Annotated in this window: 20 protein-coding genes, 1 tRNA gene and 1 pseudogene; 8 read left to right on the top strand and 14 right to left on the bottom strand. The window is 73.3% G+C overall.

Annotated features, from left to right (window positions below):
• Positions 1-172 precede the first annotated feature (172 nt).
• Positions 173-1,162 (top strand): tyrosine-type recombinase/integrase, encoded by a 990-nt coding sequence (locus POD19_RS07760; protein ID WP_308810436.1) that lies wholly within the window; start codon positions 173-175, stop codon positions 1,160-1,162.
• A 209-nt stretch (positions 1,163-1,371) separates the two neighbouring features.
• On the opposite strand, the gene POD19_RS07755 is transcribed toward POD19_RS07760, so the two are convergent.
• The 8 genes from POD19_RS07755 to POD19_RS07720 form a co-directional block, all read right to left on the bottom strand.
• Positions 1,372-1,445: transfer RNA gene (locus POD19_RS07755), tRNA-Pro, on the bottom strand.
• Positions 1,446-1,914: 469 nt separating this feature from the next.
• Positions 1,915-2,394 carry a hypothetical protein gene (locus POD19_RS07750; RefSeq protein ID WP_020628098.1) on the bottom strand — a complete coding sequence of 160 codons (480 nt, stop codon included), beginning with the start codon at positions 2,392-2,394 and terminating at the stop codon, positions 1,915-1,917.
• A gap of 104 nt (positions 2,395-2,498) precedes the next feature.
• Entirely contained in the window at positions 2,499-4,037 is a 1,539-nt protein-coding gene (gene der, locus POD19_RS07745) for a ribosome biogenesis GTPase Der (protein WP_020628099.1), read from the bottom strand.
• Complete coding sequence (gene cmk, locus POD19_RS07740; protein ID WP_002857424.1) at positions 4,034-4,765, bottom strand: (d)CMP kinase; 732 nt, start codon at positions 4,763-4,765, stop codon at positions 4,034-4,036. The genes der and cmk overlap by 4 nt, the downstream gene beginning before the upstream one ends.
• 1 nt (position 4,766) lies before the next feature.
• The gene (locus tag POD19_RS07735) at positions 4,767-5,927 is read right to left on the bottom strand and encodes a prephenate dehydrogenase (RefSeq protein WP_020628100.1); all 1,161 of its coding nucleotides are present in this window, start codon (positions 5,925-5,927) and stop codon (positions 4,767-4,769) included.
• Positions 5,924-6,880: a pseudouridine synthase gene (locus tag POD19_RS07730; RefSeq protein ID WP_036383295.1), complete on the bottom strand. Its 957-nt coding sequence runs from the start codon at positions 6,878-6,880 to the stop codon at positions 5,924-5,926. The genes POD19_RS07735 and POD19_RS07730 overlap by 4 nt, the downstream gene beginning before the upstream one ends.
• 222 nt (positions 6,881-7,102) lie before the next feature.
• Entirely contained in the window at positions 7,103-7,963 is an 861-nt protein-coding gene (locus POD19_RS07725; protein ID WP_036315755.1) for a ParA family protein, read from the bottom strand.
• 241 nt (positions 7,964-8,204) lie between these two features.
• Positions 8,205-9,620, bottom strand: coding sequence for a cation:dicarboxylate symporter family transporter (locus tag POD19_RS07720; protein ID WP_070709007.1), 1,416 nt, complete (start codon positions 9,618-9,620; stop codon positions 8,205-8,207).
• Positions 9,621-9,807: 187 nt separating this feature from the next.
• On the opposite strand from POD19_RS07720, the gene POD19_RS07715 reads away from it, so the two are divergent.
• Genes POD19_RS07715 through POD19_RS07705 form a run of 3 tightly spaced genes read left to right on the top strand, consistent with a single transcriptional unit; the run spans position 9,808 to position 12,142 of the window.
• On the top strand, positions 9,808-11,034 hold the full coding sequence (locus POD19_RS07715) for a sensor histidine kinase (protein WP_340309414.1): 1,227 nt from the start codon (positions 9,808-9,810) through the stop codon (positions 11,032-11,034).
• Positions 11,025-11,429 (top strand): sensor histidine kinase, encoded by a 405-nt coding sequence (locus POD19_RS07710; protein WP_340309413.1) that lies wholly within the window; start codon positions 11,025-11,027, stop codon positions 11,427-11,429. The genes POD19_RS07715 and POD19_RS07710 overlap by 10 nt, the downstream gene beginning before the upstream one ends.
• Entirely contained in the window at positions 11,426-12,142 is a 717-nt protein-coding gene (locus tag POD19_RS07705) for a response regulator (protein ID WP_063189207.1), read from the top strand. The genes POD19_RS07710 and POD19_RS07705 overlap by 4 nt, the downstream gene beginning before the upstream one ends.
• Before the next feature lie 7 nt (positions 12,143-12,149).
• Here POD19_RS07705 and POD19_RS07700 read toward each other — a convergent pair whose 3' ends face one another.
• Entirely contained in the window at positions 12,150-14,105 is a 1,956-nt protein-coding gene (locus tag POD19_RS07700) for an AMP-binding protein (RefSeq protein ID WP_113914475.1), read from the bottom strand.
• A gap of 216 nt (positions 14,106-14,321) precedes the next feature.
• On the opposite strand from POD19_RS07700, the gene POD19_RS07695 reads away from it, so the two are divergent.
• The 4 genes from POD19_RS07695 to POD19_RS07680 are packed head-to-tail and all read left to right on the top strand — an operon-like array spanning position 14,322 to position 18,674.
• Positions 14,322-15,011, top strand: coding sequence for a GntR family transcriptional regulator (locus POD19_RS07695; protein WP_113914474.1), 690 nt, complete (start codon positions 14,322-14,324; stop codon positions 15,009-15,011).
• Positions 15,008-16,534, top strand: coding sequence for an MmgE/PrpD family protein (locus tag POD19_RS07690; RefSeq protein ID WP_100057874.1), 1,527 nt, complete (start codon positions 15,008-15,010; stop codon positions 16,532-16,534). The genes POD19_RS07695 and POD19_RS07690 overlap by 4 nt, the downstream gene beginning before the upstream one ends.
• The gene (prpB, locus tag POD19_RS07685; protein WP_100057873.1) at positions 16,534-17,472 is read left to right on the top strand and encodes a methylisocitrate lyase; all 939 of its coding nucleotides are present in this window, start codon (positions 16,534-16,536) and stop codon (positions 17,470-17,472) included. The genes POD19_RS07690 and prpB overlap by 1 nt, the downstream gene beginning before the upstream one ends.
• A gap of 56 nt (positions 17,473-17,528) precedes the next feature.
• Positions 17,529-18,674 (top strand): bifunctional 2-methylcitrate synthase/citrate synthase, encoded by a 1,146-nt coding sequence (locus tag POD19_RS07680; RefSeq protein ID WP_063189202.1) that lies wholly within the window; start codon positions 17,529-17,531, stop codon positions 18,672-18,674.
• Between the two features lie 245 nt (positions 18,675-18,919).
• On the opposite strand, the gene POD19_RS07675 is transcribed toward POD19_RS07680, so the two are convergent.
• From POD19_RS07675 to POD19_RS07655, 5 genes and pseudogenes are all read right to left on the bottom strand, one after another.
• Complete coding sequence (locus POD19_RS07675) at positions 18,920-20,629, bottom strand: CTP synthase (RefSeq protein ID WP_080695883.1); 1,710 nt, start codon at positions 20,627-20,629, stop codon at positions 18,920-18,922.
• 9 nt (positions 20,630-20,638) lie between these two features.
• Positions 20,639-21,646: a site-specific tyrosine recombinase XerD gene (gene xerD / locus POD19_RS07670; RefSeq protein ID WP_101966168.1), complete on the bottom strand. Its 1,008-nt coding sequence runs from the start codon at positions 21,644-21,646 to the stop codon at positions 20,639-20,641.
• Positions 21,643-22,350: an NUDIX domain-containing protein gene (locus tag POD19_RS07665; RefSeq protein WP_101966169.1), complete on the bottom strand. Its 708-nt coding sequence runs from the start codon at positions 22,348-22,350 to the stop codon at positions 21,643-21,645. The genes xerD and POD19_RS07665 overlap by 4 nt, the downstream gene beginning before the upstream one ends.
• 41 nt (positions 22,351-22,391) lie before the next feature.
• Positions 22,392-24,134, bottom strand: coding sequence for a DNA repair protein RecN (recN, locus tag POD19_RS07660; protein ID WP_036383274.1), 1,743 nt, complete (start codon positions 24,132-24,134; stop codon positions 22,392-22,394).
• Positions 24,131-25,218, bottom strand: a pseudogene (locus POD19_RS07655) (NAD kinase). The gene recN and the pseudogene POD19_RS07655 overlap by 4 nt, the downstream one beginning before the upstream one ends.
• Positions 25,219-25,282 lie beyond the last annotated feature (64 nt).

The raw sequence follows: 25,282 nt of genomic DNA, 5'->3' as shown, positions 1-25,282 counted from the left end.
GATCTCCACCGACCTGGAACGTCGCTCCTACGGCATCCGCGCCCGTGCCCGCTGGACGGACCCGATCAGCAAACGCCGCATCATCCGCTCCGAGATCGTCGATGACGAGGCTGCGGCGCACGAGTTCTTCGACTCGCTGCGGCAGTCATCGGCCAAGGGCATGGACGTGTCCATGACGCTCACCGAGTTCGTCACCACGATCGGCGACCGATGGGCGCGCGGCCTCGACCCCACCTCCACCGGGGAGACCTACGGGTACGGTCTCAAGCTCCGGGTGCTACCTGCCCTCGGGCACCTGCCGGTCGCGCAGATCACCGCCGGGATCATCGACCGCACCATCGATGCCTGGGAGAAACGGCACGGGGCGTCAACGATCAAGAACTCCATCGCCCCGCTCGTGCGGGTCCTCGATGAAGCGGTGCGCGACGGGCTCATCCCGATCAACCCCGCGAAGAACCGTGCCAAGCGCAGCCTGAACCGCAATGCCTTCCGTCTCCAGCCTGCGGAGGATGCTTCCCCGCGCGCGCATGCGATCCCCGACATGGCAACGCTGACGACGCTCGCTGAAGCCTGCGGGAACATTCACCAGTCCTACTCCGACTTCGTCATGCTCGCCGCCCTCCTCGCAGCGCGCTCATCCGAGGTCTCGGGCCTTCAGGCCGGTGACGTCCGGTTCGACAAGAACATCGTGATGATCGCACGGCAGACCTACCCCGGCAAAGGCGGGCTCATCACGAAACAGACGAAAGGCCGGAGAGAACGCCGCGTCCCGATCCTCGACCCGCTCCGCCCGATCCTCGAGCGGCTCGCGGAAGGCAAGGAGCCCGAGGACCGGCTGCTGATCGGCCCGAAGGGCGGCGCTCTCACGACCGCGACCGTGCGGGACGCCACGAACTGGGACCAGATCGTCAGCGATCTCGGCCTGCCCGACCTCACCCGGCACGGCCTCCGGCACACCGGAGCCACCTGGATGGCAGACGCAGGCATCCCGCTGCACGTCCTCCAGGACATCCTCGGCCACGCCTCCGTCGAGACCACACGCGGATACCTGCACCCCGACGACCGCCACCTCGCATCCGCCGCAGAGCAGGCCAACGCCTTCCTCGCCCGATCCGCCAAGGCCAGCAGACCGAGCCGGCGTGAGGCCTCGAGGCCACTGTGACGGGGAGCCGGAAGCCACGACCGGGGGCTCTGGTCCCCTTTTGGTCCCCTTATCCACAGGCGGCGTTTTCCAGAGAGCCAGATATGCCCTCCGACGTCTGTGATGCGGCATCGATGCCTTGGCGAGGGGACCAGAGGGGGACCAACAAAAACCCGTCGTCAGACATGACGAAGCCCCGATGAAAATGGCTTCTCATCGGGGCTTTTCTGTCGGGATGACAGGATTTGAACCTGCGACCCCCTGACCCCCAGTCAGGTGCGCTACCAAGCTGCGCCACATCCCGTGGCATGGATTTTCAGTTGTTCGGGCCGATCAGAGCGGGGTAAACCCCTTGACCCCCAGTCAAGCGCGCTACCAAGCTGCGCCATAGCCCGTGGCGAATCGCGGTCATCCGCGCTTCGGCACCCGATGAGCATACCCCACCGGCACCGCCGGGCGCGAATCGGAAGCGGGCCTGCCAGGTCGTCGTTGTCAGGGGCAAACCGCGCGACACCCCCGAAACGTGAACAAGGGGCCCACGTCCTCTTCACAGACGTGAACCCCTCATCCCTTGACCGAGGGCCACCCGACCGAGAGTCCCCCAGCGACCGCGGCCCCGGCGTACCGGTGGGCCTGGCGGTCTGCACGAACCCTCTCATGACTGAGGGTGCAGTCGCGCACGTGAGAAGTGTAACACGCTGAGCCGCTCCGATCCGCCGTTCCGGGCGCGTCGCAGGGGCGTGTCGGGGGCCTCACGGAGCCCCGTCGCAGGCTCAGAACGTGAAGGTTCGGTCCCCCACGCGGAATTCGACGTCCTCCAGGTCCGGGATGGCGTCGCGCGCCCGGTCCGCCGCCTCCCGCATCGTGTCCTCGAGAACCTGGGGATCGGCCTCGAGCAGGGACTGGCCGTACTCGATGACCACCTTCCCGTCCTCCCGAAGGGCCTCGACGTCGACGATGTCCGAACCGGAGGGCAGCGATCGCGTCAGGTCCTCGACGACCTCGGCGGCGCGCTGGTCCGCCTCCTCGAGGGCGCCCTCGGCCTCCTGGCGCAGCTGCCCCAGGTCCACGCGGTCCGAGGCGTCCGCCTCCAGCTCGCTGATCCGGTCCTCGGCCTGGGCGAGCCGGTCCTCCGCGCTTTGCAGCGCGGCCCGGGTCGCGCCGTCGTCGACCGCGCAGCCGGATGCGGCCAGCGCGAGCGCGGCCAGGGTGGCCAGGGACAGGGCGGCGGGGCGACGTCGGATGAGGCTCATGCCCTCAGGCTACGAGGCGAAGGTGGACGAACGGTGGGAGCCGGCCGGGACGACGACGTCCCCCGACGCGGGTGGTCGAGGGACGTCGTCGGGGCGGGGCCGGATCAGCGGCGGCGACCGCGCTTCTCGCGCACGCGCATCCCGATCTCGAGGGGCGTGCCCTCGAACCCGAAGGTCTCGCGCAGGCGGCGCACGATGAACCGGCGGTACCCGGGGTCCAGGAACCCGGTGGTGAACAGCACGAACTTGGGCGGCCGGCTCGAGACCTGGGTCGCGAACAGGATGCGGGGCTGCTTGCCGCCGCGCAGCGGGTGCGGGTGGGCCGCCACGAGCTCGCCGAGGAACGCGTTGAGCTTGCCCGTGGGGATACGGGTGTCCCATGAGTCCAGGGCGAGGTCCAGCGCGGGGACGAGACGGTCCTTGTGCCAGCCGGTCTTCGCGGAGATGTTCACGCGCGGTGCCCACGCGACGTGCGCCAGGTCCCGCTCGATCTCCTTGGCCAGCTGGAGCCGCCGATCCTCATCCACCTGGTCCCACTTGTTGAACGCGATCACGAGGGCGCGACCGGAGTCCAGCACCATCTGGAGGATGCGCACGTCCTGCTCAGAGATCACCTGCGGCGCCTCGAGCAGCACCACGGCCACCTCGGCGCGGTCCAGGGCCGAGGCAGTGCGCAGCGACGCGTAGTAGTCGGCGCCGTGGGCCATGTGCTGCCGTCGACGGATGCCGGCGGTGTCCACGAAGCGCCACAGGCGTCCGCCGAGCTCCACGAGCTCGTCCACGGGGTCGCGCGTGGTGCCGGCCAGGTCGTCCACCACCACGCGGTCCGAGCCGGCCAGCTTGTTCAGCAGCGAGGACTTGCCCACGTTCGGCCGGCCCACGAGGGCGATCCGGCGCGGGCCGCCGCGCGGCACGAGACCGCCGTGGGCGGACTCCTCCGGCAGTGCCTCGAGCGCGGCGTCCAACAGGTCCGCGACGCCGCGGCCGTGCACCGCGGACACCGGGTACGGGTAGCCGAAGCCGAGCGACCACAGGGTGGCGGCGTCGGCCTCCTGGACCATGTCGTCCACCTTGTTGGCGGCCACGATCACCGGGCGGTCCTTGCGACGCAGCATCGAGACCACGGCCTCGTCCGTGGCCGTCATGCCGACGGTGGCGTCCACCACGAACACGACGGCGTCCGCCACGTCCACGGCCAGCTCGGCCTGCTCGGCCACGCGACGGTGGATGCCCTTGGCGTCGTGCTCCCAGCCGCCGGTGTCCACCACGGTGAACTCGCGGCCGTTCCACTCGGCGTCGTAGGAGACGCGGTCGCGCGTCACGCCGGGCACGTCCTCCACCACGGCCTCACGGCGGCCGATGATGCGGTTGACGAGCGTGGACTTGCCGACGTTCGGCCGGCCCACGATGGCCAGCACGGGCGGCACGGGCGCGTCGACGTCCTCGTCGGGCCCGAGCTGCCACGCGTCGAGGAGGGCGGCGTCGTCCTCCTCGAGCTCGTAGTCCTCGAGGCCGGCGCGCAGCGACGCGGCGCGCGCCTCGGCCTCCTCCTCGGTCATGGCGGCGAGCCGCTCGGCCACCTGATCGTCGCCGGCGGGGACGAACTCGTCCTCACCGGAGCGGTGCTGGGGGTTCTCGGTCATCGTCGGCCTCCCTTCACGGCCGGAATGCCGGCCTGGTCCTCGACGGCGGCCAGGACGGCCGCCACGGTCTGCTCGAAGTCGAGCTCGGTGGAGTCCACGAGCGCCACCCCGTCGGCGGGGCGGTCGAACGTGGACACGGTGGCGTCGCGGGCGTCGCGCCCGGCCACCTGACGGTGCAGCGTGCCGGCATCGACGCCGGTCTCCCCCGCCGCGGCCAGCTGGCCCGAGCGGCGGGCGGTGCGCACGGCCTCGGAGGCCGTGAGCAGCACGCGCGCGTGGGCGTCCGGGGCCACCACCGTGGTGATGTCACGGCCCTCGGCGACCATCCGGCCCGCGGCGGCGATCGCCGCCCGCTGGCGACGATGCAGCTCCTCGCGCACCGGGATGACCACGGCGACGGTGGAGACCGTGTCCGTGACCTCGGGGCCGCGGATCGCCTCGGTGACGTCCGTGCCGCCGACCCGCACGGCCTCGACGTCCGGGTCGGTGGACTGGTCCAGGTCCATGGCGACGGCGGCCGCCGCCACGGCCTCCGCATCGGCCAGGTCGACGCCCTCGTGCAGGCAGTGCCACGCCACGGCGCGGTACATGGCGCCGGTGTCCAGGTACGCGGCGCCGAGACGCCGGGCCACGGCCTTGGACACGGACGACTTGCCCGAGCCCGAGGGGCCGTCCACCGCCACCACGAGCGGCGCGGGTGCGACGTCGTCGCGGGTGTGCTCGGTCATCTCAGACCACCTTCCATCCGGCGGCGGTCAGCGCCGCCACGAGTTCGTCCCTGCGGCCGGGCAGCACGGAGATCTCCACCATGCCGACCCGGTGGCCCGAGGCGTGCTCGAGCCGCAGGTCCTCCACGTTCACGTCCGTGCGGCCGACCTCGTCGAGGAGGGCCGCGATCTGCCCGGGGGCGTCGTCCACGATCACCGTGACCACCGCGAACGCCTGCGGCGGCGCCCCGTGCTTGCCGGGCACCCGTGCCCGACCGGCGTTGCCCTCGGCGATCAGCTGCGCCATGTCCAGCCGCGCCCCGGGGGCGGAGGGGTCCTCCAGGGTGCGGATCAGCCGGTCCAGGTCCGCCCGCAGCCCGTGCAGCGCCGGCACGATCCGCCCGGCGTTGCCGGAGAGGATCTGCACCCACAGCTGCGGGTCCGACGCTGCGATCCGGGTGGTGTCCCGCAGCCCGTTGCCGGCCAGGGCGAGCGCCTGGTCCGGGGTGTCCTGCAGGCGGGAGGCCACGAGCGAGGCGGCGATCTGCGGCAGGTGCGAGATCAGCGCGACCGATTCGTCGTGGGCGCGGGCCGCCATCCGGTACGGGGTGGCCTGCAGCGTCCGCGCGAGCGCCCGACCGGCCGCGAGGGCGCCCGGGTGCGTCGTGTCCGTCGGGCACAGCACCCACGGCGCCTGCGTGAACAGGGTGCCGCGGGCCGCCACGGGACCGGACCGCTCGGAGCCGGCCATCGGGTGCGTCCCGAGGTACCGGTCGGCGTCCTGCGGGGCCAGGCGGCCGTCGTCGACGGCAGCGCGCACGCCCGCGGCGACCGCCTCCTTCACCGAGGCGATGTCCACCACCACGGCCGCGGGCCAGCGGCGCAGCGAGTCGACCACGACGTCGGCGGTCACGTCCGGCGGCGCGGCCACGACGACGAGTCCCGGGGCGACGTCGAGGTCGTCGCCCTCGGCGTCCAGGCGGGCGGGGCGTCCGGCGCGGATGTCCGCGGCCACGGCCAGGGCGGCGGGCGAGGGGTCGTGCAGGCGCACGTCCACACCGGCCGCGCTCAGCCCGATGCCGATCGAGGCGCCCAGCAGACCGGTCCCCCGGACGAGCACGGGCTGCGGGATCCCGGCCGGGCCGTCACCGAGCTTGGCGGCGGACTCGGCGGGCGCGCTCACAGGCCGACCAGGGCCTTGAGGTGGCCCAGCTCCTGCGCGTTGAGTGCGCGGACGGTGCCCTGCTTCTGGTCGCCCAGCAGGATGGGGCCCACCTTGACGCGGACGAGCCGCTCGACCGGGTGGCCGATCTCCTGGAACATGCGACGCACGATGCGGTTCTTGCCCGAGTGCAGCACGACCTCGACGAGCACGTGGCCCGGCGTCGAGTCGACGAGCTTGAACGAGTCGACCTGCGCCACGCCGTCCTCCAGTTCCACGCCCTCGCGCAGCCGGTTCGAGACGCCCTTGGCCAGCGGGCCGCGGGTCTGCACCACGTAGGTCTTGGGGACCTCGTAGCTGGGGTGGGTGAGGCGGTTGGCCAGCTCGCCGTCGTTGGTGAGGATGAGCAGGCCCTCGGTCTCGTTGTCCAGACGGCCCACGTGGAACAGGTGCTCCTGCCCGGGCTTGAGATAGGTGGCGATCGAGGGCCGGCCCTCCGGGTCCACCATCGTGGAGATCACGCCGCGGGGCTTGTTGAAGACGAAGTACTGCTTGGTCACGTCCGTCTGCACGGAGATGCCGTCCACCCGGATCACGGCCCGGGCCGGGTCCACGCGCACGCCGGGCTCGGTGACGACGACGCCGTCCACCTCCACGCGGCCCTCGGCGATGAGGTCCTCGCTCACGCGCCGGGACGCCACACCCGCCGCGGCCAGCACCTTCTGCAGGCGCTCGCCCGACTCGTCGTGGATGCGGTCGAGGTGGGCGGCCTTGGCCCGGGCGGCGCCGGCACCACGGCCGCGGCGACCGCGGGTGCGCGGCACGGCGTCCTCGTCGAAGGGGGCCTCCTCGCGGGGGCCGGCGGCGCCGCGGCGGGCACCGATCTGTCGCTGGAAGTCGCGCTCCTGGAACGGGCCGCCCCGTCGACCGACGGCGGGGGTGCGTCCGGAGCCTCGCGGCTTGCGGGAGTTCATGGGGAGGGCGTCCTTTCGGGTGCGCGTCAACGGCGCCGGTCGGGCCGGCGGCGGACGGGTCAGGGGGTGAGGGACGGCCCGGAGACGGACACGCCCGGCTCCATTCTCGCAGATCGGCGGCGTCGCGTCTCCCGGCCACCGCTCCCCCGGCCGCGAGCGCGCAGCGAACCGGCCCGGTCCCGCGACGGGACCGGGCCGGCGTCGTCGGCGCTCAGCGGACGGTCACGGCGCGCCGCCGCGGCAGATCAGCTCGCGGGCGAGCTGCCGGTAGGCCTTGGCGCCGTCGTGGTTCTCGGCGAACAGGGTGATGGGCGTGGCCGCCACCGTGGCGTCGGCGAACTTGATGGATCGCTTGATGACGGTCTCGAACACGCGGTCCCCGAAGCCGGCCACCAGCGAGCCCACGACCTCCTTGGAGTGCAGGGTCCGCTGGTCGAACATCGTGGCCAGCACGCCGTCGATCTCCAGGTCCGGGTTGAGCCGGTCCTGCACCTTCTCGATCGTCTCGACGAGCAGGGCTACCGCGCGCAGCGCGAAGAACTCGGCGGTCAGCGGGATGATCACGCCGTGCGAGGCGGTCAGCGCGTTGACGGTCAGCAGGCCCAGCGAGGGCTGGCAGTCGATGAGGACCACGTCGTAGTCGTCGCGGACCTGGCGCAGCGCGCGCTCGAGGACCTGCTCGCGGGCCACCTCGTTGACGAGCTGCACCTCGGCCGCGGACAGGTCGATGTTGGCCGGCAGCAGGTCCATGTTCTCGAAGTCCGTGGACAGGATCGCGTCCTTCGCGGTCACCGACCGCTCCATCAGCACGTTGTACACCGTGGTGTCGAGCTCGTGCGGGTTCGCGCCCAGGCCGGCCGAGAGGGCGCCCTGCGGGTCGAAGTCCACCATGAGCACCCTGCGGCCGTAGCCCGCGAGCGCGGCGCCCAGGTTGATGGTGGAGGTCGTCTTCCCGACGCCGCCCTTCTGGTTCACCATCGAGATGATCCGCGCCGGGCCGTGCGAGGTCAGGGGCGCGGGCTCGGGGAAGTCGTGCTTGGGCCGGCCGGTGGGCCCGAGCACGGGCTCGCCGTGGATGGTCATCACGGGGATCGGTTCTCTCGAGGTCACGGCGGCGCCGGCTCCTTCCACGGTGGTCTGCACGCCCGGCCGCGGGCCGCGGCGCACCGCGGCCGCCGTCGTCGGCGTGTCCGGATCTTCCCCCACCCTAGTGCCTGGCGTTCCCAGGACGACGGCGACGCCGGGGACGGGCCGGTGTCCAGGCTCGTCCCCGGCGTCGCCGGTGGTCGACGGTGCGGCGTGCCGCGCGGGCCCGCCGCCTCCGTCAGCGGGCGGGGTTCCGGTCGCCGTCGGCGGCCATGGTGAAGTTCAGGCTGGAGTCGGGGTGACCCTCGTAGGCCTGCTCGGCGATCGTCGGGGACTGCTGCGGGTCGTGCGCGGCGCCGTCGTGGCCGGCCACGGTCGCCTCGTCGAACTTCAGCTCGCCGCTGAGGACGCGCCGGGCGCGCTCGCCGTCGAGTTCCCCCACCCAGCGGCCGACGAGGAGCGTGGCCACGGCGTTGCCGGTGAAGTTGGTCAGGGCGCGGGCCTCGGACATGAACTTGTCGATGCCCACGATCACGCCCATGCCTCCGAGCAGCTCGGGTCGGTGCGCCTGCAGGCCGGCGGCGAGCGTGGCCATGCCCGCGCCGGTGACGCCGGCCGCGCCCTTCGAGGCGATGATCATGAAGACCAGCAGGCCGATCTGCTCGCCGAGGTTCATCTCCGCGCCCATCGCGTTGGAGACGAAGAGCGCGGCCATGGTCAGGTAGATGGCGGTGCCGTCCAGGTTGAAGGAGTAGCCGGTGGGCACGGTCACGCCCACGACGGACTTGTCCACGCCGGCGTGCTCCATCTTGGCGATCAGGCGGGGCAGGGCGGTCTCGGAGGAGCTGGTGGCGAAGATGAGCAGGTACTCCCGGCCCAGGTACTTCATGAGGGACAGGATGCTCAGGCCGGTCACGACCTTCAGGATGGTGCCGAGCACCACCACGATGAAGGCGATGCAGGTCAGGTAGAAGGCGCCCATGAGCAGCGCCATGGCGCCGATCGCGGACCAGCCCGTGGAGCCGACGACGGCGGCGATCGCACCGAAGGCGCCGATCGGGGCGACCCACATCACCATCATGAGGATGCGGAACACGACGCCCTGGATCAGGGTGAGACCACGCAGCAGCGGGGCGCCGGCCGGGCCCATCTGCTGCAGGGCGAAGCCCACGAGCAGGGCGATGAACAGGGTGGGCAGCACCGGCAGGGAGCCGGGGATGATGTCCAGCAGGAACTGGACGGTGCCGTCCGCCGCGGCCTGGGGCTTGTTCGGGTCGTAGGGCGTCAGCTTGAGGCCCTCGCCGGGGTGGATGAGGTTGCCGACGACGAGGCCGATGGCCAGCGCGAACGTGGACATCGCCATGAAGTAGGCCAGGGCGATGCCGCCCACGCGGCCGACGGTCGCGGCCTTGGCGATCGAGCCGACGCCGAGGACGATCGTGCAGAAGATGACCGGGCCGATCATCATCTTGATGAGGGAGACGAAGCCGTCGCCCAGGGGCTTGAGGGACTTGCCGAACTCGGGGAAGAGCAGGCCGACGGCGGCGCCCAGCACCACCGAGGCGATCACGGCGATGTACAGCCAGTGGGTGCGGTCCTTCTTCGTCGCCGGGGCCGGCGGGGCCGAGGTCTCGGCCGGTGGGGTGGGCGCCATCGGGCGTTCCGTTCTGTGCGGTGGTGGGGCGCCGCCGAGCGGTCCGCAGCGGCGCGGGAGGGATGTGACCACTCTCGCGGCCCCGGGTGGTGTCGGTCACGATTGCGGTCATAGTGGTCACGGCGGCCGACGGACTGCAGGATCGTGGGGGTGGACCGGCGCGTCGCCGGCCCGAGGGAGGAGAGGCATGCGCCACCCGTGGTCGATCGCCCGGCGGATCGCCGTGGTCCACGTGGCGCTCGTGGCGGCCATCGCCCTGTTCAGCGTGTGGAGCGCCTACCTCCAGGCCCGCGAGGTGGCCCAGCGCGTCGAGGAGCGCCATGTGCATGGCGTGACCGCCCTCGTGGCGCGCGACCCCGCGCTCGTCTCGGCCCTGCGGGCCGGCGACGCCCCCGCCCTGCAGGCCGGGATCGACGGCTGGATCGCCGAGGCGCAGGTCTCGTGGTTGACCGTGATGGACCCGGACGGGATGCGGTTGGCGAGCTGGCGCCCCGAGCAGGTCGGCGTCCGCTACCCGAGGCCGGTGGACGCCGTCGTCGCCGGGGACACCGTCGTGGAGCTCTCGAGCACCGGTGCGGCGGGCCGTTCGGTGCGCGCGCTCGCGCCGGTCGTGGACCCGGAGGACGGCACCGTCCTGGGCGTGGTCACGACGGGCGTGCAGATCTCCGATGTCGCCATCATGGCCCAGGCCCAGATCCCCGGCATCCTGCTCGGCTCGGCCGCCGTGGCCGCCGTCGGCCTGCTCGTCGCCTGGCTCGTGGGCCGGTATCTGAACCGGGTGACGCTCGGACGCGGCCCCGAGCAGATCGCCGAGCAGTTCCTGCTGGCGGAGACGGCCATGGACTCGCTCGAGGCCGGCGTCGTGGTCCTCGCCCCGGACGGGCGGGTCCGCCTGCACAACGACGCCGCCGCGCGCCTGCTCGGCTGGGAGGGCGCGGGCGAGCCTCGACTGCCCACCGAGCTCTCGGCGGCCCTGCCGGGCGCGGTCGGCGGTGAGGCGAGCCTCGCCGTCGGCGGTCGGGTCCTCGTGGTGCAGGAGCGTGTCGTGCGGGCGCCCGGCCGCTCCGACCCCGGCGGGTCGGTCCCGCCGACGGCCCTCGCCGCGGCCGCCCGCGAGGGCGTGACCACCGCCCCGGCGGGATCGCGCGTGCTCGTCCTGCACGACCGCACCGACCTGCAGCGGCTCGGCGACGAGCTCACCGTGGCCCACACCCTGACCACGGCGCTGCGCGCCCAGACGCACGAGCACGCCAACCAGCTGCACACCGCCCTCGCCCTCGTGGAGTCGGGCCGGCTGGAGGCGGCCCGGGCCGTGCTGTCCCGCCGCGCCGCGGACGAGGAGGCCTCCGACGACGTCCTCGCCGCCCTGCTCGACGCGAAGGCCGCCCAGGCGCGTGAGCGGGGGTGGCGCTGACCTGGTCCGCCGAGCTGACCGCGCCCGCCCCGCTGCGCCCGCTCGACCTGCTGACCGTGCTGGGCAACCTGGTGGACAACGCCCTCGACGCCGCCGCCGCACCGGACCTGTCCGCGGCAGACCGGTGGGTCGACGTCGAAGTGGTCTCGGACGCCACGGGCCTGGTGGTGCAGGTGGCCGACGGCGGCCCCGGACCCTCCGACGCGGACCGCCGCCGGCTCTTCGACCGGGGCTGGTCGACGAAGCCCGTCGGCGCCGCCGGACGCGGCATGGGGCTGTGGCTGACGCGGCGGATCGCGGAGGAGGCCGGCGGGGTCGTGGACGTCGCGACCGACTCGGGCACCGTGTTCACCGTCGAGGTGCCCCGCGAGCCCACACCCCAGGAGGCGACATGACCGCCCGCCCGTACCGGGTGCTCGTCGTCGAGGACGAGCAGCTGACGGCCGAGACCTACGTGGCGCACCTGGACCGGCTGCCGGGCTTCGAGGTGGCCGCGGTGGCCGGTTCCCTGCTGGCCGCACGGCAGGTCGCCGCGGCGGGCCTGCACGCCGACGGGCGCTTCCCGTTCGACGTCGTCCTGCTGGACATGAACCTGCCCGACGGGCACGGCCTGGACTTCCTGCGCCAACTGCGCGCGGCCGGCTTCCACGGCGGGGTGCTGGCGCTCACCGCGGCCACCGACCTGCCGGTGGTGCGCCGGGCCGTCGCGTACGGCGTGACGCAGTACCTCGTGAAGCCGTTCGGCTTCGACGAGTTCGCGGACCGGCTGGGCGGGTTCCGCGCCGCCGCGGCGATGCTGGCCGGCGACGGCGCCCTCGACGGCCAGGAGCAGGTGGACGCCGTCTTCCGCGTCTCCCGCGAGCGGCGCGCCGAGGCCCTGCCCAAGGGGCTGACCGAGGGCACCCTGCGCGAGGTGATGGACCTGCTGGGGGCGGATCCGGAGACCGCCCTGAGTGCGGCCGAGGTGGGCGAGCGCCTGGGCATCTCCCGTGTGACGGCCCGGCGTTACCTCGAGCACCTCGAGCGGATCCGCCGGGTGCGGCGCTCGGCCCGGCACGGCGGCCGCGGCCGGCCCGAGCAGGAGTACCGCTGGGCCGGCCGCACGTGAGCGGGGCTCAGCGGGCCGGGCGCAGCACCCCGGCCAGGGCCTCGAGCACGGCGGGGTCCTCGATGGTCGAGGGAACCGCGTACTCCTCGCCGTCGGCCATCTGCCGCATGGTCTTGCGCAGGATCTTGCCCGAGCGGGTCTTGGGCAGCGCGTCCACCACGACGACGTCGCGGAAGTCCGCCACCGGGCCCACCTCGCGGCGCACCGCCTGACGCAGCGCGTCCAGGAGCGCGGCCTCGGCCTCGGAGCCGGGCTCGGGCGTCTCGACGCCGGACTTGAGGACCACGTAGCCCGAGGGCCGCTGGCCCCTGAGCGGGTCCGCGACGCCGATCACGGCGCACTCGGCCACCGCCGGGTGGGAGGCCAGAGCGGCCTCGAGGACGCCCGTGGACAGCCGGTGCCCGGAGACGTTGATGACGTCGTCGGTGCGCCCGAGCACGAACACGTAGCCGTCCTCGTCCACGAGGCCGGAGTCGCCGGTCGCGTAGTGGCCGGGGAACGCGCTGAGGTAGGAGTCGATGTAGCGCTGGTCGTCGCCCCACAGGGTCGGCAGGGTGCCCGGGGGCAGCGGCAGCCGCAGGGCGATGTTGCCCTCGGTCCCGGCGGGCACGGGCTCGCCCATGGCGTCGAGGACCACGAGGTCCACGCCTGGCGAGGGCACAGACGACGAGCCGATCTTCACCGGCAGCTGTTCCATCCCCACGGGGTTCGCTGCGATGGCCCAGCCGGTCTCGGTCTGCCACCAGTGGTCGATCACCGGCATGCCCAGCAGGCCCTCGATCCACCGCTGCGTCTCCGGGTCCAGGCGCTCGCCGGCGGCGAAGAAGTGCCGCAGGGAGGACAGGTCGTGGGCCTGGAGCAGCTCGCCCTCGGGGTCGGCGCGGCGGATCGCGCGCAGCGCCGTGGGGGCCGTGAAGAAGGACCGGACCCCGTGGTCCTCGATGAGCCGCCAGAACGCGCCGGCGTCGGGCGTGCCCACGGGCTTGCCCTCGTACATCACCGTGGTGGCCCCGGCCAGCAGCGGTCCGTAGACGATGTAGGAGTGGCCCACGACCCAGCCCACGTCCGAGGCGGTGCACATCGCCTGCCCCGGGCCGACGTCGTAGATGTGCTCCATGGTCCAGCGCAGGGCGACGGCGTGGCCTCCGTTGTCCCGGACGACGCCCTTGGGCTTGCCGGTGGTGCCCGAGGTGTACAGCACGTACAGCGGGTCGGTGGCCCGCACCGGGACGCAGTCGGCCGGCTCGGCGGCCGCGACGGCCTCGCCCCAGTCCTCCCAGCTCGCGCCCCCGCGCCCGTCGGCGTCCGCGAGCGCGGTCTCGAAGCCCTCGCGGTGGTGGACCAGCACCGTGCGCACGGGGTGCGCGGCGGTCTCGAGCGCCTCGGCCACGGCGGGCAGGTATTCGACCCGGCGCTTGGGCTCGATGCCGCCGGAGCAGGTGAGCACGACGTCGGGGGCGGCGTCGTCGATGCGGGAGGCGAGCTCGCGCGGGGCGAAGCCGCCGAAGACCACGGAGTGCACCGCGCCGAGCCGCGCGCACGCCAGCATCGCGATGTGGGCCTGCGGGATCATCGGCAGGTACACGAGGACGCGGTCGCCCTTGCCGACGCCGCGCGCGGCCAGGGCGCCGGCCAGGCGGGCCACCGCGTCCGTGAGCTCGGCGTACGTGTAGCGGGTGACCTCACCGGTCATCGCGGAGTCGTGGATCAGCGCGACGGCGTCCCCGCGGCCCGCCTCGACGTGCCGGTCCAGGCAGTTGAAGGCGGTGTTCAGCTCGCCGTCCGGGAACCAGCGGTACAGGGGCGCGGCGGAGTCGTCGAGGGCGCGCGTGGGCGCGACGGTCCAGTCGATGGCGCGCGCCGCGTCGAGCCAGAACCCCTCGGGGTCGCGGAGGGCGCGGGCGTGGGCGTCGGCGTACGCGCCGGAGGGACGGTCTTCGGTGGGGGCATGGTGGGTCGCCATGCGCCCAGGGTAGTGCCGTGGATCACAGGGGGCAAGGGATCTGTATACATTTCTTGCCCCGTCAGTGAGGCGTGGCGGCACGCGCGAGTCCCGCGCCGGGGACGCACCACCCAGCCCCCGCACGCCGGACGACGCTTTCCGTGGACGGCGTCGCCCGGCACGCGCATCGGACACAACCCCTGCCCTCGGCGGGACTGTTGTGTATACACTGGCGGCATGCGAGCGAGCGAGCGGGCGTACCAGGCCCTGAGGGCGGAGATCCTCGACTGGTCCCTCCCTCCGGGCGCGGGCCTGGGCGAGGTGGAGCAGGCCGAGCGCCTGGGCATCTCGCGCACCCCTCTGCGCGAGGCGCTCTCCCGCCTGGTGGCCGACGGCCTGGCCGAGCAGGCCCCGGGACGGGGCATCGTCGTCGCCGACCTGTCCCTCGAACAGGCGGACCAGCTGTTCGACCTGCGCATCGCCCTCGAGTCCCTCCTGGCGCGCCGGGCCGCGCAGCGGGCCACCCCGGAGGCGGCCGAGCGGTTCGCGGTCCTCGCGGGCCGTTTCCAGGAGGCCGAGGCGGCCCTGCGCGGCGGGACCGACCCGGCGGACTACTACGCGATGACGGCCGAGCTGGACAGCCGGCTGGACGAGGCCGCCGCGAACCCCTACCTCGTCTCCACCCTGCGCACCCTGCGCCTGCACCTGGCGCGCCTGCGCCGCCTGGCCGCGGACGACCCGGCCCGCCTCGCGGCCTCCGCCGCGGAGCACGCGGACATCGCCGACGCCGTCGGCTCGGGCGCCGCGGACCTCGCGGAGGCGACCACGCGGGTCCACCTGCACCACGCCTTCCACCATCTGACCCGGCGCGGCCGCGCCGAGGAGACCCCGACCCTGCTGACCCCCACCGAAGGAGACCGACCATGAAGAACCATCACGTGCGCGTCCACCGCTCCGAGGAGAACCTCGAGCGCAAGGACCAGCTGGCCTGGAAGCTGGCCGAGGTGGCCGTCGACGACGTCGAGGTGCTGCCCGAGGTCGAGGAGATGATCATCAACCGGATCATCGACAACGCCTCCGTCGCCGTCGCCTCGCTGAAGCGCGGCCCGATCGTCGCCGCCCGCGCCCAGGCCCTGTCCCACCCGGTCTCCACCGGCGGCGAGGGCGCCTCCGTGTTCGGTGTGGAGCAGAAGGTCTCCCCCGAGTGGGCCGCGTGGGCCAACGGCGTGGCCGTCCGCGAGCTGGACTACCACGACACGTTCCTGGCCGCCGAGTACTCCCACCCGGGCGACAACATCCCGCCGATCCTCGCCGTCGCCCAGCACGCCGGCCGCTCCGGCAAGGACCTGATCCGCGGCATCGCCACCGGCTACGAGATCCAGGTGGACCTCGTGAAGTCCATCAACCTGTACGGCCACAAGATCGACCACGTGGCCCACATCGGCCCCTCCGCCTCCGCCGGCATCGGCACCCTGCTCGGCCTGGACACCGAGACCATCTTCCAGGCCATCGGCCAGGGCCTGCACACCACCACCGCCACCCGCCAGTCCCGCAAGGGCGAGATCTCCACGTGGAAGGCCCACGCCCCGGCGTTCGCCGGCAAGATGGCCGTCGAGGCCGTGGACCGCGCCATGCGCGGCCAGACCTCCCCCGTCCCGATCTACGAGGGCGAGGACGGCGTGATCGCCTGGCTGCTGGACGGCCCGGACGCCTCCTACGAGGTGCCGCTGCCCGAGCAGGGCGAGCCCAAGCGCGGCATCCTGGACACCTACACCAAGGAGCACTCGGCCGAGTACCAGGCCCAGGCCTGGATCGACCTGGCCCGCAAGCTCCACAGGGAGCACCCGGAGGCCACCGACCCGGCGAACGTCGAGTCGGTGCTGATCAAGACCTCGCACCACACCCACTACGTGATCGGCTCGGGCGCCAACGACCCGCAGAAGTACGATCCGACGGCCTCGCGCGAGACCCTCGACCACTCGATCCCCTACATCTTCACCGTGGCCCTGCAGGACGGCTCCTGGCACCACGTGGACTCCTACGCCCCCGAGCGCGCCCAGCGCGAGGACACCGTCGCCCTGTGGCACAAGGTGACCACCGTGGAGGACCCGGAGTGGACCCGCCGCTACCACTCGCTGGACCTCGCGGAGAAGGCGTTCGGCGGCGCGGTGGAGATCACCCTCAAGGACGGCACCGTCATCACCGACGAGATCGCCGTGGCCGACGCCCACCCGCTCGGCGCCCGGCCGTTCGCCCGCGAACAGTACATCCAGAAGTTCCGCACCCTGGCCGAGGGCATCGTCTCGAAGGAGGAGCAGGACCGCTTCCTGGCCGCCGCCGAGCGCGTGGCCGAGCTGCAGCCCGGCGAGCTGGACCAGCTGAACATCCTGGCGGACCCGGCGTTCCTGTCCGAGGCCGACCTCGCCGCCGCCCCGAAGGGCCTGTTCTGATGCTGTACTCGACGAAGACGGCCGAAGAGAAGCGGATCGACCTGCGGCAGACCCTGAAACAGGGCGGCGCCCAGCAGTTCCCGGGCGCGTTCACCCCGCTGACCGCCAAGCTGATCCAGGAGAAGGGCTTCCCCGGGGTGTACATCTCCGGTGGCGTGCTCGCGAACGAGCTGGGCCTGCCCGACGTCGGGCTGACCACGCTCACCGAGGTGGCCGTGCGCGGCGGGCAGATCGCCCGCCTCACGGACCTGCCGTGCCTCATCGACGCGGACACGGGCTTCGGCGAGCCGATGAACGTGGCCCGCACGGTGCAGGAGTTCGAGAACGCCGGCCTGGCCGGCTGCCACATCGAGGACCAGTTCAACCCCAAGCGGTGCGGCCACCTCGACGGCAAGAACATGGTGGACCTCGACACCGCGGTCAAGCGCATCGCCGCCGCCGTCGACGCCCGCCGGGACCCGAACTTCCTCATCATGGCGCGCACCGACCTGCGGGCCGTGGAAGGCCTGGACGCCGCGATCGCCCGCATGAAGGCGCTCGTGGAGGCCGGTGCGGACGCGATCTTCCCGGAGGCCCTGAAGGACATCGGCGAGTTCGAGACCGTGTGTCGCGAGCTGGAGCCCCTCGGGGTCCCGGTCCTGGCGAACATGACCGAGTTCGGCAAGTCCGAGCTGTTCACCCGCCAGCAGCTGGCGGACGCCGGCGTCGCGATGGTGATCTACCCGGTCACCCTGCTGCGCTCCGCGATGGGCGCCGCCGAGCGCGTGCTCGACGCCATCAAGGAGGAGGGCACCCAGCAGTCGCAGGTGGAGCAGATGCTCACCCGCGCCCGCCTCTACGAGCTGGTGGACTACGAGGGCTACAACGCCTTCGACACGGGCATCTTCAACTTCGACGTGCCCACGCTCGACATCGGCGCCAACCACGCCGACCTCTGACCCGTCACCGGGCCCGCCCGTGCGCGGGCGGGCCCCACTCCCCGAGGAGGGACACCATGACCGAGACCGAGATCAAGAAGGGCCTGGCCGGCGTCGTCGTGGACACCACGGCGATCTCCAAGGTCAACCCGGAGACGAACTCCCTGCTGTATCGCGGCTACCCCGTGCAGGACCTGGCCGCGCAGCTTTCGTTCGAGGCCGTCGCGCTGCTGCTCTGGACGGGCGAGCTGCCCACGGACGAGGAGCTGGCCGCGTTCGAGCGCTTCGAGCGCGCCCACCGTGCCCTCGACCCGAAGGTGAAGCAGGCCATCGACCTGCTGCCCACCGACTGCCACCCCATGGACGTCGGCCGCACCGCCGTGTCCGTGCTCGGCGCGAACCACCCGAAGGCGGAGGACTCCTCCCCCGAGGCCGAGCTGGAGAAGGCCCAGGCCCTGTTCGCGGCGTTCCCGGCCGTCGTCGCCTACGACCAGCGCCGCCGCCGCGGCCAGGACGTGGTGGAGCCGCGCGAGGACCTGGACTACTCGCAGAACTTCCTCTGGATGACGTTCGGCGAGGAGGCCGCCCCGGAGGTCGTGGACGCGTTCCGCGTCTCGATGGTGCTGTACGCCGAGCACTCGTTCAACGCCTCGACCTTCACCGCGCGCGTGATCACCTCGACGCTCTCCGACCTGCACTCGGCCGTGACCGGTGCGATCGGCGCGCTCAAGGGCCCGCTGCACGGCGGCGCCAACGAGGCCGTGATGCACACCTTCGACGAGATCGGCATCCGGAAGGAGGAGTCCCGTGAGGACGCCGCCGCCCGAGCGAAGGCGTGGATGGAGGACGCCCTGGCCCAGAAGAAGAAGGTCATGGGCTTCGGCCACCGCGTCTACAAGAACGGGGACTCCCGCGTGCCCACCATGAAGGCCGCACTGGACCGGATGATCGAGCACTACGGCCGCGAGGAGATGCTCGGCCTGTACGACGGTCTGGAGCAGGCCATGGACGAGGCCAAGCAGATCAAGCCGAACCTCGACTACCCCGCCGGCCCGACGTATCACCTCATGGGCTTCGACACCGAGCTGTTCACGCCGATCTTCATCGCCTCGCGCATCACCGGCTGGACCGCCCACATCATGGAGCAGCGCGCCGCGAACGCGCTGATCCGCCCGCTCTCGGCCTACGACGGCCCCGAGCAGCGGGAGCTGCCGGCGGGCTGAGCCTCGTGAGGGGCGGTCGGGGCGACTTGTCGGAGGTGTAGACGCAGATCACCTCCGACACGTCGCCCCATTCGCTCGCGGCGCGGTGCCGCGTGCACGACGACGGCGGGTCGCCCCGGGTGGGGCGGCCCGCCGTCGTCGTGTCGTCATCGGTGCGACGCCCTCGCAGAGTGGTCACGACACGCCGCGTGCCGGGCGCGGCGACGGCGTGTCGTGACCACTGTGTCGGGCCGGTCGTCGGCCCCTCAGCGCCGGGCCGCCGCGTCGGCGCGGCGGGCCAGGCCGGCGGCGACGAGGCCGGCGAACAGCGGGTGCGGGCGGGTCGGCCGGGAGGAGAACTCCGGGTGGGCCTGCGTGGACACGTAGTACGGGTGCACGTCCCGGGGCAGCTCCACGAACTCCACGAGGGCGCCGTCCGGGGAGGTGCCGCAGATCGCGAGACCGGCCTCCTCGAGGCGGTCGCGGTAGGCGTTGTTCACCTCGTAGCGGTGGCGGTGGCGCTCGGTCACCTCGGTGGTGCCGTAGGCCTCGGCCACCACGGAGCCCGGGCGCAGGGTCGCGGGGAAGGCGCCCAGGCGCATGGTGCCGCCGAGGTCCCCCTCGCCGGCCACGATCTGCTCCTGCTCGGCCATGGTGGCGATCACGGGCGAGGCGGTCTCCGGGTCGAACTCGGTGGAGTCCGCGTCCTCCAGGCCGAGGACGTTGCGGGCGTACTCGATGACCATGGACTGCAGGCCCAGGCACAGACCCAGCGTCGGGATCCGCTGCTCGCGGGCGTGCCGCAGCGCGCCGAGCTTGCCCTCGAGCCCGCGCACGCCGAAGCCGCCGGGCACACACACGGCGTCGACGTCCGCGAGCGCCACCGCCGCGCCCTCGGGGGTGGCGCACTCGTCCGCGGCCACCCAGCGGATGCCCACCTTGGCCCGGTGGGCGAAGCCACCGGCGCGCAGCGCCTCGGTGACGGACAGGTAGGCGTCCGGCAGGTCCACGTACTTGCCCACGAGCGCCACCGTGAGCTCGTGCTCCGGGTGGTGCACGGCGTCCATGAGGGCATCCCACGCGGTCCAGTCCACGTCCTTGAACTTCAGGTCCAGGGACTGCACCACGTGGGCGTCGAGGCCCTGGTCGTGGATGACGCGGGGGATGTCGTAGATGGAGGGGGCGTCGGCGCAGTTGACGACGGCGTCCTGCGGGACGTCGCACATGCGGGCGATCTTGCCGCGGACATCGTCGGGGACGGCCCGGTCCGAGCGCAGCACGATCGCGTCCGGCTGGATGCCGATCGAGCGCAGGGCGGCCACGGAGTGCTGTGTGGGCTTGGTCTTGAGCTCCTGCGAGGGGCCGATGTACGGCACGAGGGAGACGTGCAGGAAGAAGACGTCGTCGCGGCCGACGTCCTGGCGGACCTGGCGGGCGGCCTCGAGGAAGGGCTGCGACTCGATGTCGCCGACGGTGCCGCCGATCTCCGTGATGATCACGTCCGGGGCGGGGCGGTCGCCGCGGGGCTCCGCGGGCAGGCGCATCCGGCGGCAGATCTCGTCGGTGATGTGCGGGATGACCTGGACGGTGTCCCCGAGGTACTCGCCGCGGCGCTCGCGGGCGATCACGGTGGAGTACACCTGGCCGGTGGTCACGTTGTCCAGGCCGTCGAGGTCCTCGTCGAGGAAGCGCTCGTAGTGGCCGATGTCCAGGTCCGTCTCGGCGCCGTCCTCGGTGACGAACACCTCGCCGTGCTGGAACGGGTTCATGGTGCCCGGGTCCACGTTGAGGTAGGGGTCGAGCTTCTGCATCACCACCCTGAGCCCGCGCGCCTTGAGCAGGTGGCCGAGCGAGGAGGCCGTGAGCCCCTTGCCGAGGGAGGAGGCGACACCGCCGGTCACGAACACGTGACGGGTGACGCGCGTGGACGTCTGAGTACGAGAAGTTCGTTTCACCACGGATTTTGAGCGTATCAGGTGCGGGGCTCAGCGCGCGCGCGGATGCGCGGCGGAGTAGACCTCGCGCAGGGAGTCCACGGTGACGAGGGTGTACACCTGCGTGGTGGTCACGGACGCGTGCCCGAGCAGCTCCTGGACCACGCGGACGTCCGCGCCGCCGGCCAGCAGGTGCGTGGCGAAGCAGTGGCGCAGGGTGTGGGGCGAGACGTCCGCCTCGAGGCCGGCGCGCTCGGCCGCCCGCTTCAGCACGGCCCACGCGGACTGCCGGGAGAGCCGGCCCCCGCGGGCGTTGACGAACAGGGCGGGCGTGGAGCGTGTGACTCCCGTCATGATCGTGGGCCGTCCCCGCACCAGCCATGCGTCGAGCGCGGCGGCCGCGTAGGAGCCGATCGGCACCACGCGCTCCTTGGACCCCTTGCCGAACAGGCGGACCACGGGCTGGCCGCCGTCGTCCCCGGTCTGCGCGAGCCCCACCACGTCGTCGACGTCGAGGCCGACCACCTCGGAGATGCGGGCGCCGGTGCCGTAGAGGAACTCGAGCAGCGCGCGGTCCCGCAGTCCGGCGGGGGTGTCGACGGGCACGGCCTCCAGCAGCGCCGTCACCTGCTCCACGGGGAGCGCCTTCGGCAGGCGGTCGCCCGGCTTCGGCGGGTGGACGTCGCGGGCGGGGTCGGCGGGCGTGAGTCCCTCGAGGGCCCAGAACCGGTGCAGGCCGCGCACGGCCGCGAGCACGCGGGCCGCCGAGCGGACCGCGAGGGGCCGCCCGCCGTCCTCGCCGGTGCCCAGCGCCCGCAGGAAGCCGGAGACGTGGCCGGGGTCGACGTCGGCGGGGGCGCGCACCCCGTGGGCTTCGAGCCAGCGGCGGTAGCGCTCGAGGTCGCGGCGGTAGGCGGCCAGCGTGTTCGCGGCGAGGCCCCGCTCGACGGCCAGGTGCTCCAGGTGGCGGCGGAACGGGGCCGCGAGCGCGGACTCCGCGCCCCGGCCCCCACGGGCCTCGGCCTCGCCGCTCCCCCGGGCGGCCGGGTCGGTGCTCACGCGGGCCAGTCCGCCCCGGGGCCGTGGCGGTCCGGGACGAAGGGGGCGTCCACGGGGCGCAGGCGCCGCCACCCCTGGGCGCGGTGGGCGCACAGGGCGAGGATCGCCACGACCGTGGAGGGGTTGTGCACGCGCCCATCCAGGACGGCGTCGGTCACCTCGTCGACGCCGACCCACACGAGCGGCATGGCGGCCTCCTCGTCCTGCCGGGTGTGCCGCTCGCCGTCGGGGATCTCTTCGATCTGACGGGCCAGGAACACGCGGATCGCCTCGCTGGAGCCGCCCGGGGTCGTGTAGTAGTCGACGAGGGTGTGCCACTCGAGGGCGCGCAGGTCGGCCTCCTCGGCCAGCTCACGGACGGCGACCTGGTGGAGGTCCTCCCCGTCCACGTCCCGCAGGCCCGCCGGGATCTCCCACAGCTCCATGCCCACGGGGTGGCGGTACTGGCGGACGAGGGCCACCTGCTCGCGGGGGCCGGTGGTGGTGAGCTTGGTGCGGACCGCGAGGATCGCCACGGCGCCCGGGTGCACCATCAGCTCCCGGGTCAGGGGATCCTGGGACTTGTCCGCCGGGTCCAGGCGGAACGACTCCCGGGCGATGTCCCACACTCGGCCTTCGTAGACGGTCTTCGACTTCTTCACCGGGCGGGGGACGTGCAGGTCGCGCAGGGGCGAGCGTCCCGCGGACGCGGGGATCTCAGGCATGGGGCGATCCTTTCATGTCGGGGCGGCGTCCGCGGACCGGGTCAGCCGCGTTCGCGGGCGGAGGACTCGAGCAGCTCCCGGGCGTGCTCGCGGGCCGCCGCGGAGTCCCCGTGCCCGGCGAGCATGCGGGCGAGCTCCTCGACCCGTTCGTCGGCCGTCAGCGTCACGACGTCGGAGGTGGTCACACCCGCGGCCGGGTCCGAGTTCTTCTCCACCCGCACGTGCCGGTCCGCGTAGGCGGCGACCTGGGGCAGGTGCGTCACGGCGATGACCTGCACGTGGCGGGCGAGCCGGGCCAGGCGGGCCCCGATCCGCACGGCGGCCTCACCGCCCACGCCGGCGTCGACCTCGTCGAACACGAAGGTGGGCACCGGGTCCGTGGCGGCCAGGACCACCTCGAGGGCGAGCATCACGCGGGAGAGCTCGCCGCCGGAGGCGCCGCGGCCCAGGGGCCGGGGCTCGACGCCCGCGTGGGGGCGCAGGGCGAGCGTGACGTCCTCAGCGCCGTACGGGCCGAGACCGTCCCCGGCGACCGGCGTCAGTCCCACGTGGAAGGAGGCGTCCGGCATGAACAGGGCGTGCAGCTCCTCGGTCACCGCGGTCTCGAGCCGCTCGGCGGCCGCGGTGCGCAGGGCGGTGAGGGTCGCGGCCCGTTCGCGCAGCGCGGCGTCGAGCCGGTCGACCTCCGCCTCGAGCTCCTCGAGGCGGCCGGAGTCGCCCTGCAGCTCGTCCAGGCGCGGACGCTGGGTCCGGGCCCAGTCGATCACGTCGGCGAGCTCCGGCCCGTAGAGCCGCTGCAGTCGTGTGAGCTCGGCCAGCCGCGACTGGGCCGCGTCGAGGTCGGAGGCCGCGTCGGCGTCCAGGTCAGCGGTGTAGCGGGCCAGGTCGCCGGCGATGTCCGTGAGCACGACGGCGGCCTCGGCCAGGCGCGCGGCCGCGGCGGCGAGCTCGGGGTCGTCGCCGGGGGCGGCGAGCACGGCCTGCTGCGCCGCCTCCACGAGGCTGACGGCGCCGGGGGTCTCGTCCATCGTGTCCACGTCGGGGCCGGCCAGTCGGGCGTGTGCCTCCCCGGAGGCGGCGCGCAGCTCCTCGACGTCCTCGAGCCGGCGGATGAGAGCCCGCAGCTCCTCGTCCTCGCCCTCCTGCGGCTCGGCGAGGTCGATCTCCTCGAGCGAGCGCTGGAGCGCCTCGGCTTCGCGGGCCCGCTCTTGGCGGTGGGCGGTGAGCTCCTCGCGCTCCCGACGCGCGGCGGTCCAGGCGGCGTGGTCCGCGCGGTAGGCGCGCAGGGCCGCGGCGAGCTCGGCGCCGCCGAACGCATCGAGGGCGTGCCGCTGGGCGTCGGCGCCCTGGAGGCGGACCTGGTCGTTCTGGCCGTGCACGGCCACGAGGGTCGCCCCGATCTCGGCGAGCAGGCCGACGGGCACGGTCCGCCCGCCGGCGGCGGCGCGCGAGCGGGTCCCCTCCCCGGACGCCGTGACGCTGCGGCTCAGGACGAGCTCCCGGACGCCCTCGTCGGCCTCGTCCAGCACGGCCCCGGCGTCCTCGGCGAGGGCGAGCGCGGCGTGCGCCTCGGGCAGGCGGACGCCGGCGTCCACGACGGCACGGGACGAGCCCCGGCGGACCGCGCCCGCGTCGGCGCGAGCGCCGAGCAGCAGGCCCAGGGCGGTGACCACCATGGTCTTGCCGGCGCCGGTCTCGCCGGTGACGACGGTGAAGCCGGGGTCCAGGTCCACGGTGGCCTCGCCGATCACGCCGAGCCCCGAGATCCTCAGATGGTCGATCATGCGTCCTCCCCGGGGTGACGCGCCCCGCGGTCGCGGTGGCGCTGGATGTCCGCGGGCGAGAGCACCGACAGCGGCATGGTGGCCGGTTCGACGACGTCGGGACGCGGCCCCGCGTGCCGCGGCTCGACGGTCTCCACCGCGTGGAGCACGCCCGCCCGCTCCTGGGCGGTGACGGGGCCGCGCCAGCCGTCCGTGGGCAGCCGGAACTTGCGCACGAGCCGTTCCGCGAAGGGCGTCGGGTTGAGACGGGCCAGGCGCACCGGCTCCGCCGACCGGGACACCTCGATCCGGGCCTGCGGCGGCAGTTCGACGGTGCGCCGGCCGTCACACCACAGCACACCGGTCTCGCGGGTGCGGGTGAGCACGTCCACGCCGATCGTGGAGCGCGGACCCACCACGAGGGGGCGGGTGAACAGGGCGTGGGCGCTGATGGGCACGCACAGCAGGGCCTCCACGGAGGGCCACACGACGGGGCCCCCGCCGGAGAAGGCGTAGGCGGTGGAGCCGGTGGGGGTGGCCAGGACGACGCCGTCGCAGCCGAAGGCCGTCAGCGGCGAGTTGTCCACGGAGACGACCACCTCGAGCATCCGCTCCCGGTGGGACTTCTCCACGGAGGCCTCGTTGAGGGCCCACGTGCGGGCCACCTCGCGGCCCTCCACGAGCACGACGACGTCCAGGGCCATGCGCTCGATCACCACGTAGGACTCCGAGGCGATCGCCTGGACGGTGCGGTGCAGGTCGGTGCGCTCGGACTCGGCGAGGAAGCCGACGTGGCCCAGGTTCACCGCCAGCAGTGGCACGTTGTGGCCGCGGACGAAGTCGGCCGCCCGCAGCACCGAGCCGTCGCCGCCGAGGACGAGGCCGAGGGTGATGTCCTCGAGCTCGCAGTCGACCCCGAGGGCCTCCGGCGCGAACTCCGGGGGTCCCCCGCGGCCGCGCGGATGGCGGCCACGTCCTGTTCGAGCATGACGCTGACCAGGCCCTCCTCCGCGAACATGCGGGTGGCCTGCAGCGCCGCGCTGATGGCGTCCTCGCGGCCCGTGTGGGTCAGGACGAGGACACGACGTCCGGGGGTGTAGGGCATGGTTCCTTCCGCGAGCCGGGGTGCCGGGCACTGCGCTCCAGGATAGCCACGAGATCGGACACGC

This window comes from Micrococcus sp. GPGPB33 (assembly GCF_037853785.1).
GTDB classification, from domain to species: Bacteria; Actinomycetota; Actinomycetes; order Actinomycetales; family Micrococcaceae; genus Micrococcus; species Micrococcus luteus.
This window is presented reverse-complemented; position numbering and strand designations above follow the sequence as displayed.

What these genes read in the sequence shown, in the direction of transcription:
- der (WP_020628099.1), bottom strand. Translation starts at nt 4,037, where the DNA reads ATGACCGAGAACCCCCAGCACCGCTCCGGTGAGGACGAGTTCGTCCCC.
- POD19_RS07665 (WP_101966169.1), bottom strand. Translation starts at nt 22,350, where the DNA reads ATGCCTGAGATCCCCGCGTCCGCGGGACGCTCGCCCCTGCGCGACCTG.
- cmk (WP_002857424.1), bottom strand. Translation starts at nt 4,765, where the DNA reads ATGACCGAGCACACCCGCGACGACGTCGCACCCGCGCCGCTCGTGGTG.
- recN (WP_036383274.1), bottom strand. Translation starts at nt 24,134, where the DNA reads ATGATCGACCATCTGAGGATCTCGGGGCTCGGCGTGATCGGCGAGGCC.
- POD19_RS07715 (WP_340309414.1), top strand. Translation starts at nt 9,808, where the DNA reads ATGCGCCACCCGTGGTCGATCGCCCGGCGGATCGCCGTGGTCCACGTG.
- prpB (WP_100057873.1), top strand. Translation starts at nt 16,534, where the DNA reads ATGCTGTACTCGACGAAGACGGCCGAAGAGAAGCGGATCGACCTGCGG.
- POD19_RS07705 (WP_063189207.1), top strand. Translation starts at nt 11,426, where the DNA reads ATGACCGCCCGCCCGTACCGGGTGCTCGTCGTCGAGGACGAGCAGCTG.
- POD19_RS07730 (WP_036383295.1), bottom strand. Translation starts at nt 6,880, where the DNA reads ATGAACTCCCGCAAGCCGCGAGGCTCCGGACGCACCCCCGCCGTCGGT.
- POD19_RS07700 (WP_113914475.1), bottom strand. Translation starts at nt 14,105, where the DNA reads ATGGCGACCCACCATGCCCCCACCGAAGACCGTCCCTCCGGCGCGTAC.
- POD19_RS07720 (WP_070709007.1), bottom strand. Translation starts at nt 9,620, where the DNA reads ATGGCGCCCACCCCACCGGCCGAGACCTCGGCCCCGCCGGCCCCGGCG.
- POD19_RS07680 (WP_063189202.1), top strand. Translation starts at nt 17,529, where the DNA reads ATGACCGAGACCGAGATCAAGAAGGGCCTGGCCGGCGTCGTCGTGGAC.
- POD19_RS07690 (WP_100057874.1), top strand. Translation starts at nt 15,008, where the DNA reads ATGAAGAACCATCACGTGCGCGTCCACCGCTCCGAGGAGAACCTCGAG.
- POD19_RS07750 (WP_020628098.1), bottom strand. Translation starts at nt 2,394, where the DNA reads ATGAGCCTCATCCGACGTCGCCCCGCCGCCCTGTCCCTGGCCACCCTG.
- POD19_RS07760 (WP_308810436.1), top strand. Translation starts at nt 173, where the DNA reads ATGACGCTCACCGAGTTCGTCACCACGATCGGCGACCGATGGGCGCGC.
- POD19_RS07695 (WP_113914474.1), top strand. Translation starts at nt 14,322, where the DNA reads ATGCGAGCGAGCGAGCGGGCGTACCAGGCCCTGAGGGCGGAGATCCTC.
- POD19_RS07725 (WP_036315755.1), bottom strand. Translation starts at nt 7,963, where the DNA reads ATGACCATCCACGGCGAGCCCGTGCTCGGGCCCACCGGCCGGCCCAAG.